At 70.5% G+C, this 22,494-nt stretch carries 22 protein-coding genes; 12 read left to right on the top strand and 10 right to left on the bottom strand.

Annotated elements, in window-relative coordinates; genetic code table 11:
- Positions 1-14: 14 nt before the first annotated feature.
- The 3 genes from AC1HIL_RS34945 to gcvA form a co-directional block, all read right to left on the bottom strand.
- Entirely contained in the window at positions 15-995 is a 981-nt protein-coding gene (locus tag AC1HIL_RS34945; RefSeq protein ID WP_479668969.1) for a Bug family tripartite tricarboxylate transporter substrate binding protein, read from the bottom strand.
- A complete protein-coding gene (locus AC1HIL_RS34940) occupies positions 992-1,885 on the bottom strand; it encodes a TauD/TfdA dioxygenase family protein (protein WP_057593884.1) in 894 nt (297 codons plus the stop codon). Before AC1HIL_RS34940 ends, AC1HIL_RS34945 begins: the two co-directional genes overlap by 4 nt.
- Before the next feature lie 106 nt (positions 1,886-1,991).
- Positions 1,992-2,888 (bottom strand): transcriptional regulator GcvA, encoded by an 897-nt coding sequence (gene gcvA, locus AC1HIL_RS34935; RefSeq protein ID WP_057593885.1) that lies wholly within the window; start codon positions 2,886-2,888, stop codon positions 1,992-1,994.
- 99 nt (positions 2,889-2,987) lie between these two features.
- On the opposite strand from gcvA, the gene AC1HIL_RS34930 reads away from it, so the two are divergent.
- From AC1HIL_RS34930 to leuB, 4 genes are read left to right on the top strand one after another with little or no spacing between them, the layout of a single operon-like run.
- Positions 2,988-3,974, top strand: a complete 987-nt coding sequence (locus AC1HIL_RS34930) for a Bug family tripartite tricarboxylate transporter substrate binding protein (RefSeq protein ID WP_057593886.1) — start codon at positions 2,988-2,990, stop codon at positions 3,972-3,974.
- Positions 3,975-4,018: 44 nt separating this feature from the next.
- Positions 4,019-5,443, top strand: coding sequence for a 3-isopropylmalate dehydratase large subunit (gene leuC / locus AC1HIL_RS34925; protein ID WP_479668970.1), 1,425 nt, complete (start codon positions 4,019-4,021; stop codon positions 5,441-5,443).
- Positions 5,444-5,476: 33 nt separating this feature from the next.
- Positions 5,477-6,094 carry a 3-isopropylmalate dehydratase small subunit gene (gene leuD, locus AC1HIL_RS34920; protein WP_261216875.1) on the top strand — a complete coding sequence of 206 codons (618 nt, stop codon included), beginning with the start codon at positions 5,477-5,479 and terminating at the stop codon, positions 6,092-6,094.
- A 23-nt stretch (positions 6,095-6,117) separates the two neighbouring features.
- Positions 6,118-7,191: a 3-isopropylmalate dehydrogenase gene (gene leuB, locus AC1HIL_RS34915; protein WP_422099357.1), complete on the top strand. Its 1,074-nt coding sequence runs from the start codon at positions 6,118-6,120 to the stop codon at positions 7,189-7,191.
- Positions 7,192-7,225: 34 nt separating this feature from the next.
- Here leuB and AC1HIL_RS34910 read toward each other — a convergent pair whose 3' ends face one another.
- Complete coding sequence (locus tag AC1HIL_RS34910) at positions 7,226-7,447, bottom strand: hypothetical protein (RefSeq protein WP_208513274.1); 222 nt, start codon at positions 7,445-7,447, stop codon at positions 7,226-7,228.
- A 377-nt stretch (positions 7,448-7,824) separates the two neighbouring features.
- Between AC1HIL_RS34910 and AC1HIL_RS34905 the strand changes: the two genes are divergently transcribed.
- From AC1HIL_RS34905 to AC1HIL_RS34880, 6 genes are read left to right on the top strand one after another with little or no spacing between them, the layout of a single operon-like run.
- Positions 7,825-8,670 carry an STAS domain-containing protein gene (locus AC1HIL_RS34905; RefSeq protein WP_057593891.1) on the top strand — a complete coding sequence of 282 codons (846 nt, stop codon included), beginning with the start codon at positions 7,825-7,827 and terminating at the stop codon, positions 8,668-8,670.
- Positions 8,671-8,681: 11 nt separating this feature from the next.
- Complete coding sequence (locus AC1HIL_RS34900; RefSeq protein ID WP_057593892.1) at positions 8,682-9,056, top strand: STAS domain-containing protein; 375 nt, start codon at positions 8,682-8,684, stop codon at positions 9,054-9,056.
- On the top strand, positions 9,046-9,450 hold the full coding sequence (locus AC1HIL_RS34895) for an anti-sigma regulatory factor (protein ID WP_057593893.1): 405 nt from the start codon (positions 9,046-9,048) through the stop codon (positions 9,448-9,450). The genes AC1HIL_RS34900 and AC1HIL_RS34895 overlap by 11 nt, the downstream gene beginning before the upstream one ends.
- Positions 9,441-10,478, top strand: coding sequence for an ATP-binding SpoIIE family protein phosphatase (locus tag AC1HIL_RS34890; protein ID WP_057593894.1), 1,038 nt, complete (start codon positions 9,441-9,443; stop codon positions 10,476-10,478). Before AC1HIL_RS34895 ends, AC1HIL_RS34890 begins: the two co-directional genes overlap by 10 nt.
- On the top strand, positions 10,475-11,437 hold the full coding sequence (locus tag AC1HIL_RS34885; RefSeq protein WP_479668971.1) for a sensor histidine kinase: 963 nt from the start codon (positions 10,475-10,477) through the stop codon (positions 11,435-11,437). The genes AC1HIL_RS34890 and AC1HIL_RS34885 overlap by 4 nt, the downstream gene beginning before the upstream one ends.
- A complete protein-coding gene (locus AC1HIL_RS34880; protein ID WP_057593895.1) occupies positions 11,434-13,416 on the top strand; it encodes a hybrid sensor histidine kinase/response regulator in 1,983 nt (660 codons plus the stop codon). Before AC1HIL_RS34885 ends, AC1HIL_RS34880 begins: the two co-directional genes overlap by 4 nt.
- Before the next feature lie 10 nt (positions 13,417-13,426).
- Here the strand turns inward: AC1HIL_RS34880 and AC1HIL_RS34875 are convergent, their stop codons facing one another.
- Genes AC1HIL_RS34875 through AC1HIL_RS34855 form a run of 5 tightly spaced genes read right to left on the bottom strand, consistent with a single transcriptional unit; the run spans position 13,427 to position 18,171 of the window.
- On the bottom strand, positions 13,427-14,458 hold the full coding sequence (locus AC1HIL_RS34875; RefSeq protein ID WP_296736841.1) for a 2Fe-2S iron-sulfur cluster-binding protein: 1,032 nt from the start codon (positions 14,456-14,458) through the stop codon (positions 13,427-13,429).
- On the bottom strand, positions 14,455-15,432 hold the full coding sequence (locus AC1HIL_RS34870) for a PdxA family dehydrogenase (protein WP_479668972.1): 978 nt from the start codon (positions 15,430-15,432) through the stop codon (positions 14,455-14,457). The genes AC1HIL_RS34875 and AC1HIL_RS34870 overlap by 4 nt, the downstream gene beginning before the upstream one ends.
- Positions 15,429-15,899, bottom strand: coding sequence for an aromatic-ring-hydroxylating dioxygenase subunit beta (locus AC1HIL_RS34865; RefSeq protein WP_479668973.1), 471 nt, complete (start codon positions 15,897-15,899; stop codon positions 15,429-15,431). The genes AC1HIL_RS34870 and AC1HIL_RS34865 overlap by 4 nt, the downstream gene beginning before the upstream one ends.
- A gap of 24 nt (positions 15,900-15,923) precedes the next feature.
- Positions 15,924-17,177, bottom strand: coding sequence for a Rieske 2Fe-2S domain-containing protein (locus tag AC1HIL_RS34860; protein ID WP_479668974.1), 1,254 nt, complete (start codon positions 17,175-17,177; stop codon positions 15,924-15,926).
- A 7-nt stretch (positions 17,178-17,184) separates the two neighbouring features.
- Positions 17,185-18,171 carry a Bug family tripartite tricarboxylate transporter substrate binding protein gene (locus AC1HIL_RS34855; protein ID WP_479668975.1) on the bottom strand — a complete coding sequence of 329 codons (987 nt, stop codon included), beginning with the start codon at positions 18,169-18,171 and terminating at the stop codon, positions 17,185-17,187.
- An 81-nt stretch (positions 18,172-18,252) separates the two neighbouring features.
- Between AC1HIL_RS34855 and AC1HIL_RS34850 the strand changes: the two genes are divergently transcribed.
- Together AC1HIL_RS34850 and AC1HIL_RS34845 are read left to right on the top strand one after the other, a co-directional pair.
- Positions 18,253-19,056 carry an IclR family transcriptional regulator domain-containing protein gene (locus tag AC1HIL_RS34850; RefSeq protein ID WP_479668976.1) on the top strand — a complete coding sequence of 268 codons (804 nt, stop codon included), beginning with the start codon at positions 18,253-18,255 and terminating at the stop codon, positions 19,054-19,056.
- Positions 19,057-19,082: 26 nt separating this feature from the next.
- Positions 19,083-19,514, top strand: a complete 432-nt coding sequence (locus AC1HIL_RS34845; RefSeq protein ID WP_479668977.1) for an energy transducer TonB — start codon at positions 19,083-19,085, stop codon at positions 19,512-19,514.
- A 12-nt stretch (positions 19,515-19,526) separates the two neighbouring features.
- On the opposite strand, the gene AC1HIL_RS34840 is transcribed toward AC1HIL_RS34845, so the two are convergent.
- A complete protein-coding gene (locus AC1HIL_RS34840) occupies positions 19,527-22,322 on the bottom strand; it encodes a hybrid sensor histidine kinase/response regulator (RefSeq protein ID WP_479668978.1) in 2,796 nt (931 codons plus the stop codon).
- Between the last annotated feature and the right edge of the window lie 172 nt (positions 22,323-22,494).

The following is a 22,494-nucleotide window of genomic DNA, read 5'->3' as shown; positions in this document are numbered from 1 at the left end:
CAACGCCTCGCGGCTCAGTCCAACGTGATGTTGTTCTCGTGGGCCACCTTGCCCCACTTCGCGACTTCGTTCTTCAGGTAGCTCGCGAACTCCTCGGGCGTCGAGCCGACGATGTCCGCGCCCATCGACGTGAGCTTGGCGGCCGTCTCCGGCTGCTTGAGGATCTTCACGATCTCGGTGTTGAGCCGCGCGACGATCTCGGGCGGCAGGTTGGCCGGACCCATCACGCCGCCCCACGAGTTGGCCTCGAAGTTCGGGATGCCGCCTTCGGCCACGGTGGGCACGGAGCTCAGCGCCGACGAGCGCTTGGCGCCGGTCACCGCGATCGGCTTGAGCAGCCCGCTCTTGATCTGCGACATGCCGCCGATCACGGTCGGGAAGATCACGCTCACGTTGCCCGCGATGGTGTCCTGCAGGCCGGGCGCATCGCCCTTGTAGGGCACGTGGACCATCTTGAAGTTCGCCATCGACTTCATCATCTCGCCCGCGAGATGGTTGGCCGATCCGTTGCCGGCCGAGGCATAGGTCAGCTTGTCGGGATGCGCCTTGGCATAGGCGATCAGCTCCTTCATCGAGTTCACCGGCATCGAGGGCTGCACCAGCACCACCAGCGGCACCACCGAGGTCAGCGTGATCGGCGTGAAGTCCTTGATCGCGTCGTAGGGCAGCTTGCGGTAGACGGCCGGGTTGATCGCGTTGGGTCCGAGGTTGGCCATGAGGATGGTGTAGCCGTCGGGCGCCGACTTGGCGACGTACTCGAGCGCGATCAGGCCGTTGGCGCCGGGCCGGTTCTCGACCACGAAGGCCTGGCCCAGCGCCTCGGTGAGCTTCACGCTGAGCAGGCGCGCGGTCACGTCGGAGGCGCCGCCGGGCGGGTAGGGCACGACGAAACGCACGGGCTGCTTGGCCGGCCAGGCCTGGGCCAGCGCGGCGGCCGACACCACCAGCGAGGCCACGCACAGGCCCGCGGCGCGCCACAGGGAGCGGGCCTTCATGCGGCCACCGTCGCGGTCGAGGCCGCGGGCAGCGGCAGGTCCAGCGTCGTGGTGCGCCGCAGCTCGCGCCGGTACTTCTTGTCGTCGAAGGGCCGCGCGCGGTGCATGGTGGTGCGGTTGTCCCAGATCACGAAGTCGTGCACCCGCCATTCGTGGCGGTAGATGAACTGCGGCTGCGTCGCATGCTCGCTGAGGTCGCGCAGGATCAGCCGGCCCTCGGGCACGGCCATGTCGACGATGTGCGAGGCATGCGAGGCGAGGTAGAGCGAGCGCCGCCCGGTGCGCGGCAGGGTGCGCGCCAGCGGATGCACCGCGCCCTTGAGCCGCTGCTTCTCTTCCTCGGAGAACTCGAAGCCCATGATCTGGCGCGAGTAGGCGATCGAATGGAAGACCTGCAGCCCTTCGATGGCGGCCTTCGTCGCATCGTCGAGCGCGTCGTAGGCGGCGCGCATGTCGGCGAACTCGGTGTCGGCCCGCACCGGCGGCACCACGCGCGCCGACAGCATCGAGTAGCGCCCGGGCGGGTTCTCGAACGAGGCGTCGGTATGCCACAGCCGGTTGCTGATGGTGCTCATGCGCAGCCGGTGGTCGGCCGGCAGGATCTGGCCGTCGGCGCCGACGTTGGAGATGTCGGTCAGGGCCTCGTTGCCGAAGCGGTTCTTGGCGAGCACGGCGACCGAGGTCTTGCTGTGCAGCGTGCCGTCGAAGCGCTCGGCGAAGGCGAGCTGCTCCTCGTTCTCGAGCGGCTGGTCGCGAAAGACCAGCACCGCGTGCTCGTCCATGCCGGCGCGCAGCTGCGCGAGCGTGTCGGGGTCGGTCAGGGTGCGCAGGCTGATGCCGGTCACCTCGGCGCCCAGCACCGAGGGGAGTTTCTGGATCTTCAGGGTCATGGTGGAGTCGTCTTTGGGTACGTATTCATGAATACGTAGTCATTTTTGGCCGCATGGCCGTGGTGGCGCATCGGGGAAAGCCCGCGGCCCGGTCGGAACCCTTGTTTCAGCCTTCGGCGGCCGCCACTTCCTCGGCCATCCAGTGCTCGAAGTCGCGCACCCGCTGCGGCACCGGCCGGTCGGCGCGCCAGGCCATGAAGTAGCCGCCCTCGGTCGGCAGCCGCAGCGCGAGCGGCGCCACCAGCCGGCCGCTCGCGAGGTCGTCGCGCACGAAGGCCAGCAAACCCATCATCACGCCCAGCCCCTCGGCCGCGGCCTGGTAGGCCATGGCGGCGTTCTCGAATTTGAGGCCGCGATGGGTGTCGAGACCGCTCAGCCCCGCGGCCTCGAGCCAGGCTGGCCAGTCCTGCGGCCGGTTCAGCGAGCTCAGCAGCGCGTGCTGCGCGAGGTCGGCCGGTTGCGCCAGCGGCGGATCGCGCTGCAGCAGCGCTGGCGCGCACACCGGCAGCAGCGTCTCGCGGAACAGCAGCCGGTAGCCCGGGCCCTCGGGCGGGCTGGGCTCGGAGTGGATGCTCACGTCCACGTCGTCGCGCTCGAAATCGGTCGGCTTGTGCGAGGTGGTGATCTGCACGTCGATGCGCGGATGCCTGGCATGGAAGCGCGCCAGCCGCGGAATCAGCCAGCGGATCGCGAAGGTGGGCGGCAGCTTGACGCGCAGCAGCCACTCGTCGGGGCTTTGCTGCAGCTGCCGCGTGCCGAGCTCGATCTGGTCGAAGGCCACCCGCATGCTGGCGTGGTAGCTCTGGCCCGCGGGCGTGAGCCGGATGCCGTGGCGGCCGCGCTCGAACAGCTGCACCTCGAGCCAGCTCTCGAGCGTGGCGATGTGGCGGCTCACCGCGCCCTGGGTCACGCAGAGCTCGTGCGCGGCGCGCGTGAAGTTGCCGCAGCGCGCGGCGGCCTCGAAGGCGCGCAAGGCATTGAGCGGTGGCAGGCGGCGTGTCATGGGGTCTGACTTTAGCTCATGCCTGCATGCGTTAATTGTGATTGCGGCGCCTTCCTCTGCGGGCCTAGGATGCGGCCACTACAAGACAGGAGACGCGCAATGATGAAGAAACTGCATGCCTGCACGATGGCCGCGGTGCTGTTCGCGGGTTTCGGCCCCACGCTGGCGCCGGCCCAGGACGCGGCCGCCAACTACCCCAGCCAGCCGATCAAGCTCATGGTGCCCTGGCCCGCGGGCGGCGGCGTCGACACCACGGCACGCATCGTGTCCGACATGCTCGGCCACCGGCTCGGCCATCCCTTCGTGATCGACAACCGCGCGGGCGCCGGCGGCAACATCGGCACCGAGCTCGCGGCGCGGCAGAAGCCTGATGGCTACAACCTGCTGATGTCCTCGATCAGCCCGAACGCGGTCAATGCCAGCCTCTACAGCAAGCTCGGTTTCGATCCGGTCAAGGACTTCGAACCGGTGATCTACGTGTCGGCGGTGCCGAACATCCTGGTGGTGCCCGGCGACTCGCCGTTCAAGACCGCCAAGGACGTGATCGACGCCGCGCGCGCCAATCCCGGCAAGCTCAACTACGCCTCGGGCGGCATCGGTTCCTCGCAGCACCTGGCGGCGGTGCAGTTCGCCAGCGCGGCCAAGATCGACATCGTGCACGTGCCCTACAAGGGCACGGCGCCGGCCGAGGCCGACCTCGCGGCGGGCCATGTCTCGCTGATGCTCGACACCACCACCTGCCTGCCCTTCGTCGCCAGCGGCAAGATGCGCGCGCTCGCGGTGGCCTCGAAGAAGCGCAACCCCGCGCTGCCCGACGTGCCCACCTTCGACGAGGTGGGGCTGCCCGGCGTCTATGCCTCCTCGTGGTATGGCCTGTCGGCGCCGGCCGGCACGCCCAAGGCCATCATCGCCAAGCTCAATGCCGAGGCCAACGCGGTGCTCAAGTCGCCCGAGTTCCAGAAGCGCATGCTGGCCTTCGGCGCCGAGGTCGGCGGCGGCACGCCCGAGGAGTACGGCCGCTTCATGGCCAGCGAGACCAGGCGGTATGCCGAGATCGTGCGCATCTCGGGCGTGAAGCTCGATTGAACCCTGGCCCTGTCCTCTCTTCTTCCCACCCTTCCGACGATCCCATGTCCGCTTCCCCCGCTCCCCGCACCCTGTTCGACAAGATTTGGGAGCCGCATGTCGTGATGCAGCGCGACGACGGCCAGAGCCTGCTGTACGTCGACCGTCACCTGGTGCAGGACGGCTCGGCGCCGGCCTTCGAGATGCTGCGCCAGCGGCAGCTGCCGGTGCGCCGGCCCGAGCGCGCCTTCGCCACGCCCGACCACTACGTGCCCACCGGCTCGCGCGTGCTGGCCGACATCGCCGACGCCGAGAAGCGCGCGATGGCGCAGGCGCTGCACGACGACAGCGCGGCCGCGGGTATCCGCTTCTTCGGCCTCGACGACATCCGCCAGGGCATCGTGCACGTGGTCGGTCCCGAGCAGGGCCTGAGCCTGCCGGGCAGCGTGATCGTCTGCGGCGACAGCCACACGGCCACGCACGGGGCGCTCGGCGCGCTGGCCTTCGGCATCGGCGCCTCGGAAGTGGCGCACGTGCTGGCCACGCAGACGCTGTGGCAGCGCAGGCCGCGCACGCTGCGCGTGAGCATCGACGGCCGGCTCGGCGAAGGCGTGTCGGCCAAGGACATCATCCTGGCCGTGATCGCGCGCATCGGCGCCGCCGGCGGCACCGGCCACGTGATCGAGTACGCGGGCGAGGCGATCCGCGCGCTCTCGATGGCGGGCCGCATGACGGTGTGCAACATGTCGATCGAGGCCGGCGCGCGCGCGGGCATGGTCGCGCCCGACGACACCACCTTCGAATGGCTGGCCGGCCGACCCGAGGCGCCGCGCGGCGCGGCCTGGGACGCGGCCTTGGCCATGTGGCGCCGGCTGCCGAGCGACGAGGGCGCGGCCTTCGACAGCGAGGTGCGCCTGTCGGCCGCCGACATCGCCCCCATGGTCACCTGGGGCAACAGCCCCGAGGACGCGTTGCCGATCACCGGCCGCGTGCCCGATCCCGCGCAGGCGGCCAGCGCCGAACGGCGCGAGGCGATGCAGCGCACGCTCGCCTACATGGGCTTGGCACCGGGCCAGGCGCTGACCGATCTCGCGGTCGACCGGGTCTTCATCGGCTCGTGCACCAACGGCCGCATCGAGGACATGCGCAGCGCCGCCGAGGTGGTGCGCGGCCGGCGCGTGGCCGAAGGCGTCGAAGCCTGGGTCGTGCCCGGTTCGGGGCTCGTCAAGCAGCAGGCCGAGGCCGAGGGGCTCGACGCGGTGTTCCGCGACGCCGGCCTGCAATGGCGCCATGCCGGTTGCTCGATGTGCCTGGGCACCAATGGCGACCAGGTGGCCGCGGGCCAGCGCTGCGCCTCGACCTCGAACCGCAACTTCGTCGGCCGCCAGGGGCCGGGCTCGCGCACCCACCTGATGAGCCCGGCGATGGCCGCGGCCGCCGCCATCACCGGCCGGCTGACCGACGTGCGCGCGATCCCGCCGGCGCGCTGAAGCGCCGCTGCCACGAACCCACGCCCCGAACCCATGGAAGCCTTCACCTCCCTCGACGCGGTCGCCGCGCCGCTCGCGCGCATCAATGTCGACACCGACCAGATCGTGCCCGCGCTCTACCTGCAGAAGCCGCGCTCGGACGACTTCGGCGACTACCTGTTCCACGACGTGCGCCACGATGCCGCGGGCGCGCGCCGCGGCGACTTCGTGCTCAACGATCCGGTGTACGCGCGGGCGCGCATCCTGGTCGCGGGCCGCAACTTCGGCTGCGGTTCCTCGCGCGAGCATGCGGTGTGGGCGTTGCACGACGGCGGCTTTCGCACCGTGATCGCGCCGAGCTTCGGCGACATCTTCTTCTCGAACGCGCTCAAGAACGGCCTGTTGCCCGTGCGCCTGCCCGAAGACACGGTGCAGTCGATGCTGGCCGAACTCGCCGCCGCGCCCGGCGCGCGCCTGCGCGTGGACCTGCGCGCGCAGACCGTCACGCGGCCCGGTGGAGAGGTCGAGTCCTTCGCCGTCGATCCCTTCGCGCGGCATTGCCTGCTCGAGGGCCTCGACGAGATCGACTACACGCTGACCCAGCGCGCGCGCATCGAGGACTTCGAGCGGCGCCGCGCCGCCGAGGCCGCGCTGTCCCATTCCTCCCTCTGAACAGCTAGAAAAGGTTCCCAGACATGAAGATCGCAGTGATGCCGGGCGACGGCATTGGCCCCGAGGTGACCGCCCAGGCATTGAAGGTGCTGAAGGCCGTGGTGGGCACGGCCCAGCCGCTGGAACTCGCGCATGCCGCGATCGGCCAGGCCGGCATCGACAGCGCGGGCGACCCGCTGCCCGCGGCGACCAGCGAGATCGCGCGCAAGGCCGACGCCATCCTGTTCGGCTCGGCCGGCATGCCCGGCGACGAGGCCATCCCGTTCATGATGCGGCCCGGCGCGAGCCTGCTGCGCCTGCGCAAGGAGCTGGGCCTGTTCGCGAACTTCAGGCCGGCCTTCCTGTTTCCCGAACTGATCGGTGCCTCCACGCTCAAGCCCGAGGTTGTCGAGGGGCTCGACATCCTGATCCTGCGCGAGCTCACGGGCGACGTGTACTTCGGCGAGCCGCGCGGCAGCGGCGTCAATGCAGCGGGCGAGCGCGAGGCCTTCAACACCATGCGCTATTCCGAGCCCGAGGTCGAGCGCATCGCGCACGTGGCCTTTCGCACGGCGCGCGCGCGCAAGGGCCGGCTGTGCTCGGTCGACAAGGCCAACGTGCTCGAAGTGATGCAGCTGTGGCGCGAGGTGGTCACGCGCGTGGGCGCCGAGTATCCCGACGTGGAGCTCACGCACCTGTTCGTCGATGCGGCGGCCATGCAGCTGATGCGCGCGCCCAGGCAGTTCGACGTGATCGTCACCGGCAACATCTTCGGCGACATCCTGTCCGACGCGGCCGCGATGCTCACCGGTTCCATCGGCATGCTGCCCTCGGCCTCGATGGCGGCCGGCAGCTTCGGCCTGTACGAGCCGGTGCACGGCACCGCGCCCGACATCGCCGGGCGCAACCTCGCGAACCCGCTGGCCGCGATCCTGTCGATGGCGATGATGCTGCGCTTCTCGTTCGGCCAGGCGGCGAACGCCGATCGCGTGGAGCAGGCGGTGCGCCGCGTGCTGGCCGATGGCCTGCGCACCGGCGACATCTACCAGGCCGGCAGCACGCGCGTGGGCACCGAGGAAATGGGCGACGCGGTGGTCGCGGCCCTGGGAAGGAACTGAAGGAGCCCGATGGAGGGCAGGGCGCGCGCCCTGCCTACCAGAGCTTCCACCAGCGCGGTGGCGGCTTGCGGAGTTCGAGCGGGCGGGTGTCGAGCTCCAGGCCCGCCACCGGCATCGAGGGCAGGTGACGGCGCAACGTGCGCTCGAGTTCATGCGCCATGCCGCGTGCGCGCGCGTCGCCGCGCAGGGCGCGACGGCGCCATTCCGCAGCCTCTGCGGCCAGTGCATCCATGTCCATGTTGCTGATCTCCACCATGGCGCGATTGTCTCGTGCCCGGGCGTCGCTCATGTAGGCGCAAGCAGTACGTCGGCGTACGAATGGATACGCAGCGCGGCCTGGATCCCACACCTTGGCAACAAGAAGCCCGCCGCTATGTCAAAAGACATTGCGCGCCGGCGCGAAACCGGGCCCAGTCGAAGATCGCCTCACCCATCCTATATGTGGGATACGACCTACACGAGGATGCGGCATCGCTTGACTGATGCAGCTTCGTCGGCGCGGTCCGCCGACGGCTACGATCCCCGACGCGAACCAAATACTCAAATTAGGGAAGGGAGCCGCCGCGTGCATGATCGAATGCACGGGCGGTCGGTGGTGGGACCGCGAACCGTGCAAATACCGAGAGGAAATCCATGAAGAACGACCATGAAGCGTTGCGCGCGACGCTGCGCGAGGAAGAGAACGACGTCCTCGAGGGCTGGCTGGACGAAGCCCGCGTGAGCGAACCGGGGGCGCGTCGCTCCGCCAAGGCCGAGGGCGGCGAGCTGCTGCGCCAGCTCGACGGCGTTCTGGCCGCGGGCGGCGACGCCGCGCGCTTCGAGGCGGCCGAATGGGCACCGCTGCGCGACACGCTGGCCAACCTCTCGCGTACGCGCGCGGCCAAGGGCGAGTCGGCCGGCGACACCAGCCTGTTCGTGCTGGCGCTCAAGAAGCCGCTGTTCGATGCGCTGCAGCGCCGGCTGGCGAAGGATCCCGCCGCGCTGGCCAGCGCGCTGTGGACCCTGTCGGCCTCGGTCGACAAGCTCGCGCAGCACACGGTGACCACTTTCCAGCAGGCTCGCGAGGACATCATCCGCCGCCAGCAGGAGGAACTGCTCGAACTCTCGACCCCGGTCGTGAAGCTGTGGGAAGGCGTGCTGGCCGTGCCGATGATCGGCGTGCTCGACAGCGGCCGCACGCAGATGGTGATGGAGGCGCTGCTGCAGCGCATCGTCGAGACCGGCTCCGGCATCGCGATCATCGACATCACGGGCGTGCCCACGGTCGACACCCTGGTCGCCCAGCATCTGCTCAAGACCGTGACCGCGATCCGCCTGATGGGCGCCGACTGCATCATCAGTGGCATCCGGCCGCAGATCGCCCAGACCATCGTGCACCTGGGCATCGACCTGCAGGGCGTGCAGACCAAGGCCACGCTGGCCGATGCGCTCGCGCTGGCCCTGAGGCAGACCGGCTGGCGCATCGAGCGCATGGCCTGAGCGGAGCCGCCATGGACCGCATTCCCATCCTGCGCATGGGCGACATCCTTCTGGTGACGATCCAGGTCGACATGCAGGACCAGACCGCGTTGCAGCTGCAGGACGACCTGGCCGGCCAGATCGCCAAGACCGGCGCCTCGGGCGTGATGATCGACATCTCGGCGCTCGAGATCGTCGACTCCTTCGTCGGCCGCATGCTGACCAGCATCTCGGGCATCGCCCGCATCCTCTCGGCCACCACGGTGGTGGTGGGCATGCAGCCGGCGGTGGCGATCACCCTGGTCGAGCTCGGGCTCTCGCTTGAGGGCGTGAAGACGGCGCTCAATGTCGAGCGCGGCATGGAAATGCTGCGCCGCGCGCGCCTGGAGAACACCCTTGGCCGCTGACCCCACGGGCACGCTGCCGCTGCTCTCGGAGCAGAACATCGTGGCCAGCCGCCAGATGGTGCGCACGCTGTGCCAGGAGCTCAAGCTGTCGCTGGTCGACCAGACCAAGATGATCACGGCCGCCAGCGAGTTGTCGCGCAACGCGCTGATCCACGGCGGCGGCGGGCGCATGCGCTGGGAGTTCGTCGAGCGCAACGGCCGGCGCGGGCTGCAGCTGCACTTCGAGGACGAAGGCCGCGGCATCGAGGACATCGCCTTGGCGCTGACCGACGGCTGGACCAGCGGCAGCGGCATGGGCCTGGGCCTGCCGGGCAGCAAGCGGCTGGTGAACGACTTCGAGATCCAGTCGGCACCCGGTGCCGGCACGCGCGTGAGCATCACCAAGTGGAAGTGATCGCGGGCTGGACCCATCGAGCGTTTCCGATCGACGATGCCAGCCGCATCGGCGAGGCCCGGCGCCATGCGGCACTGGCCGTGGCCGAGATGGCCTGGAACGAAGTCGACGCGGGCCGGGTCGCGCTGGTGATCACCGAGCTCGGCACCAACCTGCTGCGGCATGCGCGCAAGGGCCGGCTGCTGATCGCTTCGCGGCCGCAGATGCACGAGCTCGAGATCGTCTCGATCGACGAGGGACCGGGCATCGAGAACCTCGCGCTGTCGATGCAGGACGGCCATTCCTCGGGCAGCACGCCCGGCACCGGCCTGGGCGCGGTGCGGCGGCTGGCCGACGAGTTCGACATCCATTCGTCGGTGCCCGAGGGCACGGTCTGCGTGGCGCGCGTGCGCGAGGCGCGCGGCCGCGGCGCGGCCGAGGTACCGGGCGCGCAGCGGGTGCAGATCGGTGCGCTGTGCCTTCCGGCGCCCTACGAATCCGTCAGCGGCGACGCGTGGGCGGCTTCGGTGTCGCCCGAGGGTGACCACTTCAACCTACTGCTCGTCGACGGGCTGGGCCACGGGCCCGAGGCGGCCAAGGCCGCGCAGGCCGCGACCGAGGCTTTCGCCGAGGCGCCCGGGCGCGAGGTCCGCGACGCGGTGCAGCAACTGCACCAGCGCCTGCAGACCACGCGCGGCGCGGCCGTGTGCGTGCTGAAGCTCGATACCGAGGGCGAGTCCATCGCCTGGTCGGGCGCCGGCAATATCGTCGGGCGCGTGCTCTCGGGCATCTTCGACAAGGGCATCCTGACCCAGCACGGCACCGCCGGCATGCAGATCCGCAAGCCCGAGGCCGCCACCATGGAACTTCCGCCGCATGCGCTGGTGGTGCTGCACAGCGACGGCATCGAGACGCGCTGGCAGGCCGACCGCATCCGGCCATTGCTGCAAAAGGACCCCACGCTGGTGGCGGCCGTGCTTTTGCGCGACCATACGCGTCACCGCGACGATGCGACGGTCGTGGTTCTGCGGCGAAAGGAATGGCGATGAGCAGCAGCGAACTCGACACCGCGCACGACACCGAGGCCTCGGCGCTCGCGCGCCAGCTGGCCGAGAGCCGCCAGGAGAGCGACGAGCTGCGCGCCGAACTCGAGGAAACCAACCGCGGCGTGGTGGCGCTCTATGCCGAGCTCGATGCGCAGGCCGAGCAGCTCAAGAAGGCGACCGAACTCAAGAGCCGCTTCCTCGCCTACATGAGCCACGAGTTCCGCACGCCGATCAATGCGATCCGCAGCATTACGCGCATCCTCAACGACCGCATGGACGGCCCGCTCACGCCCGAGCAGGAGAAGCAGGTCGGTTTCGTCGAGACCATGGCCTCGGAACTCGCCGAGATGGTCGACGACCTGCTCGACCTGGCCAAGATCGAGGCCGGCCGCGTGGAGATCTCGCCGGCCTGGTTTGAGATGGTCGACCTGTTCTCGGCGCTGCGCGGCATGTTCCGCCCGGTGCTCGGCAACCCGGCCACCGCGTTGATCTTCGAGGAGCCCGAGGGCCTGCCCAAGCTCTACACCGACGACCGCAAGCTGTCGCAGATCCTGCGCAACTTCATCTCGAACGCGCTCAAGTTCACGCCCGAGGGTGAGGTGCGCGTGACCGCGATGCGCGTGGGCGAGGATCGCGTGCGCTTCTCGGTGGCCGACACCGGCATCGGCATCGCGCCCGAGCACCATGCGGCCGTGTTCGACGACTACTCGCAGGTCGACTCGCCGGTGCAGAAGCGGCTGCGCGGCACCGGCCTGGGCCTGTCGCTGAGCAAGCAGCTCGCCACGCTGCTTGGTGGCCATGTCGAACTCGAGAGCGAACTCGGCAAGGGCTCGACCTTCTCGGTTACGCTGCCGGTGCAACTGCGGCGCCAGTCTGGCGCCGAGGCGCAGGACGGGGAGCGCGACTGGGGCTGGAACGGGGCGGGCGGCGCCGCGAACGAACAGCACCCGGGGCAGGCATGAACATCGACCCCGTCATCAACATCACCATCGACCGCTCGCAGCACACGGTGCTGGTGGTCGACGACAACCCCACCACCCGCTACGCCACCGCGCGCGTGGTGCGCGCGGCCGGCTTCCAGACCCAGGAAGCGGGCACCGGCGGCGAGGCCGTGCGGCTGGCGCCGAAGAACATCTCGGCCGTCGTGCTCGACGTGCACCTGCCCGATTTCAGTGGTTTCGAGGTCTGCCAGCAGCTGCGGTTGCGCCCCGAGACCTCGACCCTGCCGGTGGTGCACCTGTCGGCGACCTTCGTGCGCAACGAGCACAAGGTGGCCGGACTCAACGCGGGCGCCGACGCCTACCTGGTGCACCCGGTCGAGCCGCCGGTGCTGATCGCCACGCTGCAGGCGCTGATCCGCGCGCGCATGGCCGAGGAGCGGCAGCGCGCGAGCGAGGCGCGCTTTCGCGCCATCTACGACCAGGCGCCGCTGGGCATCGCGCTGGTCGATGCGCGGGGGCGCATCGCCGACGTCAATCCCGCGATGGTCGGCATGCTCGGCCGCGCTCGCGAGATGCTGGTCGGCCAGGCGGTCAGCGCCTTCGCCCCGCCGGACTGGACCGAGTTCGTGCACCAACACACCACGGAGAGCGGCGACCCGCTGCAGCCGGCGGCGACCTGGACCGGCGAGTTCCCGCTGTTGCGGCAGGACGGCACATGGGTCCGCCTCGAATGGACCCTGTCGACGCCGATCGAACCCGGCCTGCGCGTGGGCATCGCGCTCGACGTCTCCGAGCGCTTCGAACTCGAGGCGCGCCGCAGCGAGGTGCTCGAGCGCGAACAGGCGGCGCGCGCCTCGGCCGAGCGCCTGAGTCGCACCAAGGACGACTTCGTGGCCGTGCTCTCGCACGAGCTGCGCAACCCGCTCAATGCCATCGGTGGCTGGGTGCACCTGCTGAAGGTCGGCAACCGCGCGCCCGAGCAGATGGAGAAGGGCCTCAACGCCATCGACCGCAGCGTGAAGGCGCAGGCGCGCCTGATCTCCGACATCCTCGACGTCTCGCGCATCAGCTCGGGCAAGCTGCGGCTGCACCGCGAATGGGTGGACCCGGCCGCGCTGGTGACCGCCTCGATCGAGGCCTCGAACGCCGCCGCGGCCGCGAAGAAACTGGCGATCCGCTTCAACCAGGAAGGCGCCGAGCAGGCGGCCTGGCTCGACGGCACGCGCTTCCAGCAGATCGTGTGGAACCTGCTGTCGAATGCCATCAAGTTCTCCGACGAGGGCGGGCGCATCGTGGTCGACCTGGTGCGCAGCGGCGACCGGCTGCACCTGTCGGTGCAGGACTTCGGCCGCGGTATCGCGAGCGATTTCGTGCCGCACCTGTTCGACCGCTTCTCGCAGAGCGATTCGCCCGACAACCGTTTCCATGGCGGCCTCGGCCTCGGGCTGTCGATCGTGAAGAACCTCGCCGAACTGCATGGCGGGCAGGTCTCGGCGCACAGCGAAGGCGAGGGCAAGGGAGCGACCCTGCGCGTGTCGCTCGGCGTGGTGCCCGACGGCGACGGCGGGATCATCCTGCTCGATGCGCGCCAGGCCGCTGGCGATTCGCTTTCCGACCATCTGCTCGCGGGGCTCGAGGTGCTGGTGGTCGAGGACAACGTGGATGCCAGCGAGATCCTCGCCGTGGTGCTGTCCGACGCGGGCGCGCTGGTGCGCATCGCGCCCGACTTCGACGGCGCGTTGCAGCTGCTCGACCAGAAGTGGCCCGACGTGCTGGTGAGCGACATCGGCCTGCCGGGGCGCGATGGCTACGACCTGATCCGCGAGCTGCGCCAGCTCGAGGTCGCGCGCGGCAAGCCGCGGATCTTCGCGATCGCCCACACGGCCTTCACCCGGCCGCAGGACCACAGCAAGGCGACCGAGGCCGGCTTCGACGCGCACCTGGGCAAGCCGCTGCAGCCGCATGCGCTGATCGCGCTGATCAACCAGCGCCACGGCTGAGCGCAAGCGCCTAGGCGGCTGGGCCCTCCACGAACACGTCGGAATGGAAGTCGGTGGCGTCGAGGCCGCAGCGCGCGAGCGCGGCCTCGCGCACCGCCGCCACCATCGCTGGCGAGCCGCAGCAGTACAGCGCGTGCCCGCGCAGGTCGGGGGAGGCCCGTGCCAGCGCCTCGTCGGCCCGGCCGCGGATGTACTCGGCGCGCAGGCTTTCGTCCACTGTCGCGTCCTCGTCGCTCAGGGCCGCGACGAAGCGCAGCGACGGCCACTGCCGCTGCCAGCGCGCGATCGCCGCGGGCAGGTAGATGTCCTGTGCGCGGCGCGCGCCCCACAGCAGCGTGATCGGCCGATCGGCGCGGCGCTTCATCAGGTCGTCGAGGATGGACTTGACCGGCGCGAAACCCGTGCCGCCGACCACGAAGACCAGCGGCGCGGTGTCGTCGGCTTCACCGGCCAGCGAGAAGGCGCCGAAGGGCAGTTCCACCTCGAGCAGCTCGCCGCTTTCGAGCCGCGGCACGCGCGCGCTGAACGCGCCGCCGGGCACATGGCGCACATGCAGCGTCAGCGTGTCGCTCTCGTGGGGCGGATTGGCCATCGAATAGCAGCGCGTGCTGCCGTCGTCGAGCTTGAGCTGCAGGTACTGGCCGGCCTGGAAGCGCGCGCGCTGGCCCGCGGGCAGCCGAAGCTGCAGCAGCGAGACGTCGGGTGCGACGAGCTGGTGGCGAAACACCTTGGCAGCGAAGCGCTTGCGTGCCGCCGGATCAATGCGCCGCCACGACACCGGCCGGATCTCGAGCGCGGGGCTCGCGGCCGTGCACATGCACAACAGCACCTGGCCCGGCAAGCAGGTCTCGTTGACCATCGCGCCGCGGCCCGTGGGTGCGACCTCGCCTTGCGCGACCGTGCCCGCGCAGTTGCCGCACACGCCCTTGCGGCACGAGTGGGGCAGCTCGATGCCGGCGCGCAATGCGGCGTCGAGCACGGTCTCGCCCTCGTTGCCGTCGAAGGCCAGGTCGCTGTCGGCGATAGCGATGCGGTGGCTCATGGCACCACCTCGCCGGACACGTTCGGCAGACCCGACAGCAGCGCGATGGTGCGCAGCACGGCCTCGGGGCTCGCGATGCCGCGGCCCGCGATGTCCATCGCGCTGCCATGGCCGACGCTCGACAGCAGCGCATCGGCGCCGATGCTCAGGGCGCTCGCTGCGCGCGGCGCCAGCAGCTTGACCGGGATGTGGCCCTGGTCGTGGAACATCGCCACGTAGAGATCGTGCGTGCGCTCCGCGAGCAGCAGGTCGGCACCGACGGGGCCGTCCACGCGCAGGCCCTCGGCGCGCGCGGCCTCGACCGCCGGCGCGACGATCGCGGCATCCTCGGGCCCGAACAGCCCGCCCTCGGAAGCATGCGGGTTGATGCCGAACACGCCGATCGAAGGCCGGTCCACGCCCAGCAGCGCGCAGGCCCGCGCGCCGGCACGGATCGCCTCGGCCACCAGCGCGGGCGTCATGCGGTCGAGCGCGGTGCGCACGCTCTCGTGCAGCGTCGCATGCACGATGCGCAGCCCGCCGCCCACGAGCAGCAGGAACACGCGCTCCTCGGCCATGCCGCACACGCGCGCCACCAGCGAGGGATAGCCGCTGAAGGCGATGCCGGCGCGATGGATCGCGGTCTCGTGGTGCGGGCAGGCGACCACCGCATCGACTTCGCCGCGTCGGCAGGCCTGCAGCGCGGCCGTGGCCGATGCGACGGCGGAGGCGCCCGCTGCGGCGTCGATACGTCCGGGTTGCGCTTCGAGGTCGCCGGTGGCGACCAGCGCCGCATCGCGCAGCAGCGCGTCGAGGCCGAGCTGCGCCGCCGTGCGTTCGAACACGTTTGCCGGTCCGTACAACACGATGCGTTCGCGGTCTTCGCGCGGCAGCGCGGCCAGGGCCTTCAGCGCGATCTCGGGCCCGATGCCGTTGGGATCGCCCGCCGTGAGCGCGAGCCGGCGCGGCGTTCGAAGAGAAGACTCGGCGTTCACAGCGGCAGCGCGAGCAGGGTGTCGGTCACCGTGCTGTCGCACACGGCCACGCGCGATTGCAGCAGCAGGCGGCCGTCGCGGCGCACGAAGCGGTCTTCGTAGCTGCCGGTGGCGAACATCTCGGTCTGTCCCGTGGCCATGATGCGCGCCACCATGAAGGGCGTGCGCGTGCGGGCAGTATCGGCTTCGGCTTCGGCCTCGAGCAGCAGCGGCATGCCCAGCAGGTGGCGGTAGCGCTGCCGCTCGTAGATGTTGGCCTCGCGCAGCGCGGCGATGCGGTCCTCGAGCATCGCGCGCGAGTCGGCGTAGACGATGCCCGCGGGCAGTCCCTCGCGCTCGTTCTCGACGTGGGTGATGCGGTAGTGGCAGTCGTCGGCGAAGAAGTCGGGCCAGCGCTCGAGCGCATCGCTGTCGATGGCATCGGCATAGGCCGCGTTGAAGGCGCACAGCGCCAGCAGGTCGATCATGGGTGTACTTTCCTCGTCGGGTGCTCAAGCGCCCATGTGCTGGCGATACGCCTTCCAGAAGCCGCGCACCGAGGCCTCGGTCGCGCGGCCCTCGCTCGAGACGGCGCCGTCGCCGCCCATCTCGACGATGGCCTCGTGGTCGGCCGCGCCCGCGATGCCGCGCTGCACGAAGCCGCCGACCGCGCCGTCCTCCATCGAGATGAAGCCCGCGGGGCCGACCAGGTTCGACTGCTTGAGCCGCACGCGGCGCTGCGCGGGCGTGTCGTCGACGTAGCCGATGTAGGTCCAGTTGAGCTCGGTGCGCGCGCTGCCCTTGGGCAGTACCTGGCGCACCGCGAGGCAGTTCTGGATCTGCTGCAGCACGAAGCCAGGGAACACCGAGAGGATCTGCAAGGTCACGCCGTCGTCGTACTCCGCGAAGCCCGCGAGCACGCTCGGGTCCTTGAGGCGATAGCGGTCGTTGTCGGAGCGCAGCGCCTGTTCCTTGTACGAGGCATCCTTTTCGGCGGCCGCGTCGATCATCGAATAGCTCACGTGGTGGCCGCCGCTCTCGTCGACGATCACGCCGCCCTTCTGCGACAGCCGGTTGAGCTCGAAGGTGGTGAAGAACAGATGCAATAGGCTCGCGTGGTAACTGTCCTTCACGTTCTCGACGTAGAGCTTCCAGTTGTTGGGCAGCGCCTGCGTGAAGCGGCCGATCACCTCTACCGGCTTGTGCAGCACGCGCTCGATGCGCGCGCAGATGTCGTCGCCGAGGTATTCCTCGATCGAGGGCACGTCCTCCGAGAAGCTGCCGAACACCAGCCCGCAGAAGCGCGCGATGCGCAGCTTGCGCGGCCCGTGCGCTTCCTTGCAGAAGCTCGCGGGCATGCCGCCCTGGCCCTTCACGCCCTTCTCGAAGGCCACGCCCGTGAGGTCGCCCTTGCGGTTGTAGCTCCAGGCGTGGTAGACGCACTGGAAGTTCTCGCTGCGGCCCGACTTCTCGAGCGCGATCAGCGCGCCGCGGTGCGCGCAGCGGTTCTCGAAGGCGTAGATCTCGTCGTCGTCGTCGCGCACCACCACCACCGGCGTCTCGCCCGCGAAGGTGGTGCGGTAGCTGCCGCCTTCGGGCAGTTCGGCCTCGAGGCACAGGTAGTTCCAGGTCTGGCCGCGGAAAATGCGCGCCTGTTCGTCGGCGGCCAGTTGCGCGTCGCTGTAGACGCCGAAGGGAATGCGCGTGAGGCCGGGCCCGGACCAGTGGATCGGCTGCGCGGACGCGGTGGATGAAGCGATGGACATGGCGGGCTTATTCGAGGGTGACGTTGGCGCTCTGGATGACCTTGTGCCACTTGGCGGACTCGGCCTGGATGAACTGGCCGGTGCGGGCACTGTCCCAGCCGCGCGGCTCGGCGCCCTGCTCGGCGAACTTCTGCTTCACGTCGGGCAGCGCGAGCGCGGTGGCGATGGCCTTCTGCGTCGAGGCCACGACCGGTGCCGGCGTGCCCGGCGGCGCGACCACCGCGAACCAGGTCACGGCGTTCATCGCGGGCAGCTTCTGCTCGGCGAAGGTCGGCGCCTCGGGCAGCGCGGGACTGCGGTGCTCGTCGGCCACCGCGAGGATGCGGACCTTGCCGGTGCGCGCGAACTGCAGCGAGGAGGAGATGTTGTCGAAGAACACGTCGACCTGGCCGCCGATCAGGTCCACCAGCGCGGGCGCCGTGCCCTTGTACGGCACGTGCGTCATCTCGGTGCCGGTGAGCTGCATGAACAGGCTGGCCGTGAGGTGCGAGGTGGTGCCGTTGCCCTGCGAGGCGAAGCTCACCTTGCCGGGGTTGGCCTTGAGGTAGGCGATGAACTCGGCCACGTTGTGCACCGGCAGCTTCGGGTTTACCACCAGCACGTTGGGAACCGTCGCGAGCACCGTCACCGGCACCCAGCGCGTGGGGTCGAAGCCCAGCTTCTTGTAGAGGTGCTGGTTGATCGCGATCGGCGCGGGCGGCGAGGCCAGCAGGGTCTTGCCGTCGGGCTCGGCGCGGTAGACCACGTCGGCGCCGATGTTGCCGCCGGCGCCCGTGCGGTTCTCGATCACCAGGCCGCCGGGGAACTGGTCGCGCAGCTTGTCGGCCACCACGCGCGGCAGGATGTCGGCGGTGCCGCCGGCGGGGAAGGGAACGATCATGCGCGCGACCTTTTCGTTGGCGGTCTGCGCCCGCGCGGCGAGCGGCAGCGCGGGCAGCATCAGCGCGGCCAGGGCCGCCAGGCCGAGCGTGCGCGCGGCGAGTCTGTGGAACATCGTGTGTCTCCGTCTTGTTCGTGCATCGAGGGGTTTTCAGTGTCCTTGCGGGCCGGTGCGCAAACAAGCTAGATTTGCGCTATGCGCAAAACCCGGACCGACGCCCCGAGCGAGGAAGAGCCCGCTCCCGACAAGAACTTCGTCGCCTCGCTCGAGAAGGGGCTGGCCGTGCTGACCTGCTTCGGTCGCCAGCACAGCCGGCTCGACTTGTCGGAGGTCGCGCGGCTCACGCGCAGCACGCCGGCCTCGGCGCGGCGCTCGCTGCTGACCTTGCGCGCGCTCGGCTATCTCGACAGCGACGGCAAGCGCTTCTGGCTGCTGCCGAAGGCGCTGCTGGTGGCGCATGCCTATCTGGCGTCGCGGCCCGAGCCTTCGGTGGCGCAGCCGCTGCTCGACGCGCTGTCGGAACGCACGCGCGAATCGGCTTCGCTCGCGCTGCTGCAGGACGACGACGCGATCATCATCGCGCGCTCCACCGCGCGGCGCAGCCTCAGCACCGGCCTGGGCATCGGCTCGCGCCTGCCGGCCTACTGCGCGGCGCTGGGCCGCGTGCTGCTCGCGAGCCTGCCGCCCGAGGAGGCCGAGCGCCGCATCCGCGCCATGCCGCGGCCACGGCTCTCGCCGCGCACCGTCACCGACGCGGCCGAGGTGCTGGCCATCGTCGCGCGCTGCCGGCGCGAGGGCTATGCCAGCAACGACGGCGAGCTCGAACTCGGCGTGCGCTCCATGGCCGTGCCGGTGCGCGACCGCGCGCAGCAGGTGGTGGCGGCGATGAGCATCGCGGTGCGAACAGAGCGCATGACGCTGGCGGAGTTTCGCGAGGCCTTCCTGCCGGCGCTGCAGAAGGCGAGTGCGAGCCTGAGCGCGCGCCTGTATCCGGGATGACGCGCAGCCGCCAGCAGGAGAGGGCGATGCAGAATGCCCCCGTCGCCAGCGACCACAACCACGACAACCGCCTCATGAACCTCCGCTCCTCTCTTGCCCGCACACTCGTGGCGAGCGCGATCCTCGCCCTGCTGGCCGCCTGCACCTCGAACCCGCCCGCCGACCCCGGCGAATGGAAGCCCAACCCGCCCAATCCCAATGCGCCGTATCCCGCCGAGTCGCGCACGAATGGCGAGCAGGGCATGGTGATGCTGCGCGTGCGCACCACGCCGGCGGGCAAGCCGGCCGCGATCGAGGTGCAGAAGTCGAGCGGTTATCCGCGGCTGGACCGCTCGGCGGTCGAGACGGTGTGGAAGTGGCAGTTCAAGCCCACGCCCGACGACGGCACCGTGGTCTGGCGCGAGGTGCCGATCCGCTTCTTCATCACCTCGCTGCCGCAGCAGCAGAAGCTGGATTGAGACCCACCGCCCTCAGGCGGTAACCGGCGCATCGTCCGTGAGCTGCCGCAGCGCCTCGCGCAGCTTGCCGAGGTCGGCCGGCTTCGAGAAGTGCGCATCGAAACCGGCCTCGAGCGCCTGGCGCCGGTCCGATTCCTGGCCATAGCCGGTCAGCGCGAGCAGGGCGATCCGTCGCGTGCCCGATTCGCGCTCGCGCACGCGCCGCGCGAGCTCATGTCCGCTCATGCCGGGCAGGCCGATGTCGAAGATGCCCGCGTCCACCGGCCCGGCCTCGAGCAGCTGCAGCGCCTCCTCGGCGCTGCCGGCCTTGCGGACATCGTGCCCTTCGAGCGCGAACCACTCGGCCAGCACGTCGAGCGCATCGAGGTTGTCGTCCACCAGCAGCAGGCGCAACGTGGGCGCGCCGATGGCGGCCGCATCGGCGGGCGCCTCGGGCTCGGCGGCCGCGGCACCGGCCAGCGGCAGGCGCACGATGAAGCGGCTGCCCTGTCCTTCGCCGGCGCTCTGTGCCTCGATCAGCCCGCCATGCAGCTTCGCGAGGCTTTGCGCGATGGCCAGGCCCAGGCCCAGGCCGCCGGCCGCGCGCTGCAGCTGCTGCGCGCCCTGCACGAAGCGGTCGAACACGTGCGGCAGCAGCTCGGGCGCGATGCCGATGCCCTCGTCGCTGATCGACAGTTCGGCCTGGCCACCGGCCATGCGCAGGTCCAGCACGATCTCGTCGGTGGGCTGGGTGAACTTGGCGGCGTTGTTCAGCAGGTTGCACACGATCTGCACCAGCCGCAGCGGATCGCCGAGCACCGGCACCGGCTGATCGGGCAGGCTCAGGCGCGGCATGCGCGCGCGCGGCTGCAGCGCGGGCTGCGTGAGCTCGATCGCCTTGGCGGCCACGTCGCGCAGGTCGACGGGTTCGGGCCGCAGCACGATCTTGCCCGACACGATGCGCGAGATGTCGAGCAGGTCGTCGACCAGCCGCGACAGATGGCGCACCTGCCGCTCGATGATCTGGCGCTCGCGCGGGAAGGCTTTTTCGTCCTTGCGTTCGATCAGCGTGAGCGCGAGCGAGATCGGCGCCAGCGGATTGCGCAGCTCGTGGCCCAGCATGGCGAGGAACTCGTCCTTGGCCTGGCTCGCCACCTCGGCCTGGGTCTGCGCCTTGCGGGCGCGCGCGAGCAGGCGCACGTTGTCCAGCGCGAGCGCGGCGCGCTGCGCGAGCTCGCCGATCAGGGCGCCGTCGGCCGGCGAGAAGCGCCGCTTCGAGCGGTCCTGCAGGATCGCCATCGCGCCGATGGTGCGTCCGCGCGCCACCAGCGGCACCACGCAGCCGGCCGTGATGCCCAGCATCTGCACGAAGGCGCGCAGCTGCGGGTCGAGCAGCTCGAAGTCGCCGGGGCTGTCGAGGTTGCCGATGAAGGTCTGGCCGCTGGCGACGGCCCAGGGGAACGAGCCGGGGCCCGTGGTCGGGGCTTCGCTGTTGTCCACGAACTTCGCGATCTCGGCGCTGCGCGCGGGGTCGGCATGGTGGGTGAGCTTGCGCTCGAGCACGTCGTGCTCGTCGAGCAGGTCGATGCGGCAGAGGTCGGCCACGTGCGGCACGATGATGCCGGCGATGGCCTGCAGCGTCGACTCCTCCTCGAGCGAGCGCGACAGCACCGCGCTCGCGCTCACCAGCCGCTCGAGTTGCGTCTGCGCGGCCTGCGCCACGGTGCGTGCCTCGCGCTCGGCGTTCAGCAGGCTGTCGCGCTCGGCCTCGTGCTCGGTGCGCTGGGTGGCGGCATCGGCCAGCGCATGCGCCACGGCGTCGATCTCGGCGATGCCCGAGGCATGGGTCGAGACCGGCAGGCCGTGTCCGAGCGCATCGGCGCTGCGGCGCAGGCGCGCCATCGGCCGCGTGATCGAGCGCGACATCCACCAGGCCACGAGCGCGCCGAGCAGCAGCGAGACCAGCAGGCCGCCGCCATAGGCGACCAGGGTGCGGCGCAGCGCGTCGTCGGCCACCGCGGTGGGTGCGCCGAGCGCGACGATCCAGGGCGCGACGTCGATGCGCGCCACCGCCGTCTGCACCTCGGTGCCGTCGACGTTGTGCGTGGTGCCGACGTACTCGCGCCGCTCCTTCATCGTCTGCAGCAGCGCGCGCAGGCTGTCGCTGGGCGGCCGGCCGCGGAAGCGATCGTCCTCGCGCGAGCGCGCCACGCGCGTCAGCGCCGAATCGAAGACCGAGACCGCCCAGCCCTCGGGCACGCGCTGGCGCGCCAGCACGGCACCGATCGCCTCGGGCCGCACGATGGCGGTGAGCACGTAGCGCACCGCGTCGTCGCGCACCACCGGCACCCGCACCGCGAAGGCCAGATTGCCGCGCGGCCCCGGCGTCAAGGCGCCGATGCCGGGCTGGCGCGTGCGGATCACCTCGGCCAGGCTGGCGGCCTCGACCACCTCGCCGTCGGCCCCGGCCACCGAGCCCTCGCTGCTGAAGACCACCTTGCCCGAGGGCGCGATCAGCAGCACGCCGCGCCATTCGGGATGCGAGGCGCGCAGCGCCTTGGCGAGCACCAGCGCGTCGATCAGGCCGCTGTCCTCGTTGGCGCCCAGCGGCTCGGCCAGCGCCAGCGCCTGCAGCGCCGAGATCGTGAGCCGCAGCTCGCTGTCGACCGAGGTGGCGAGCGCGCGCGCCACGCCCATGGTGGAGGTCTGCGTCTGGTTGCGCTGGGCCTGAAGCAACCCGTTGAGCGCGAAGCCGCAGACGACGGCCAGCGGCAGCAGGGCTGCCGAGGCCACCAGCAGGAGCCGGACCGAGAGGGAGGGAGCGCGCATTCGTCTGAGGTGATCCACCGCAAAAGCATCGATTGTTGCTCAGCCGGCGCGGGCGGCCATCCCTGGTTTTCGGTAGCCGCCGGCACGACGCCTGTTGCAGCGCGCTTTCGCTCGCCGCGAAAGCTCCGCGCCTCGAAGCTAAACCACGCGTTGGCTCGCGTTCCTAAAGTTG

It is taken from the genome of Variovorax sp. ISS6, from assembly GCF_056523145.1.
Note: the sequence above shows the minus strand (reverse complement) of the source record. Positions and strands in the feature narration are given on the sequence as shown.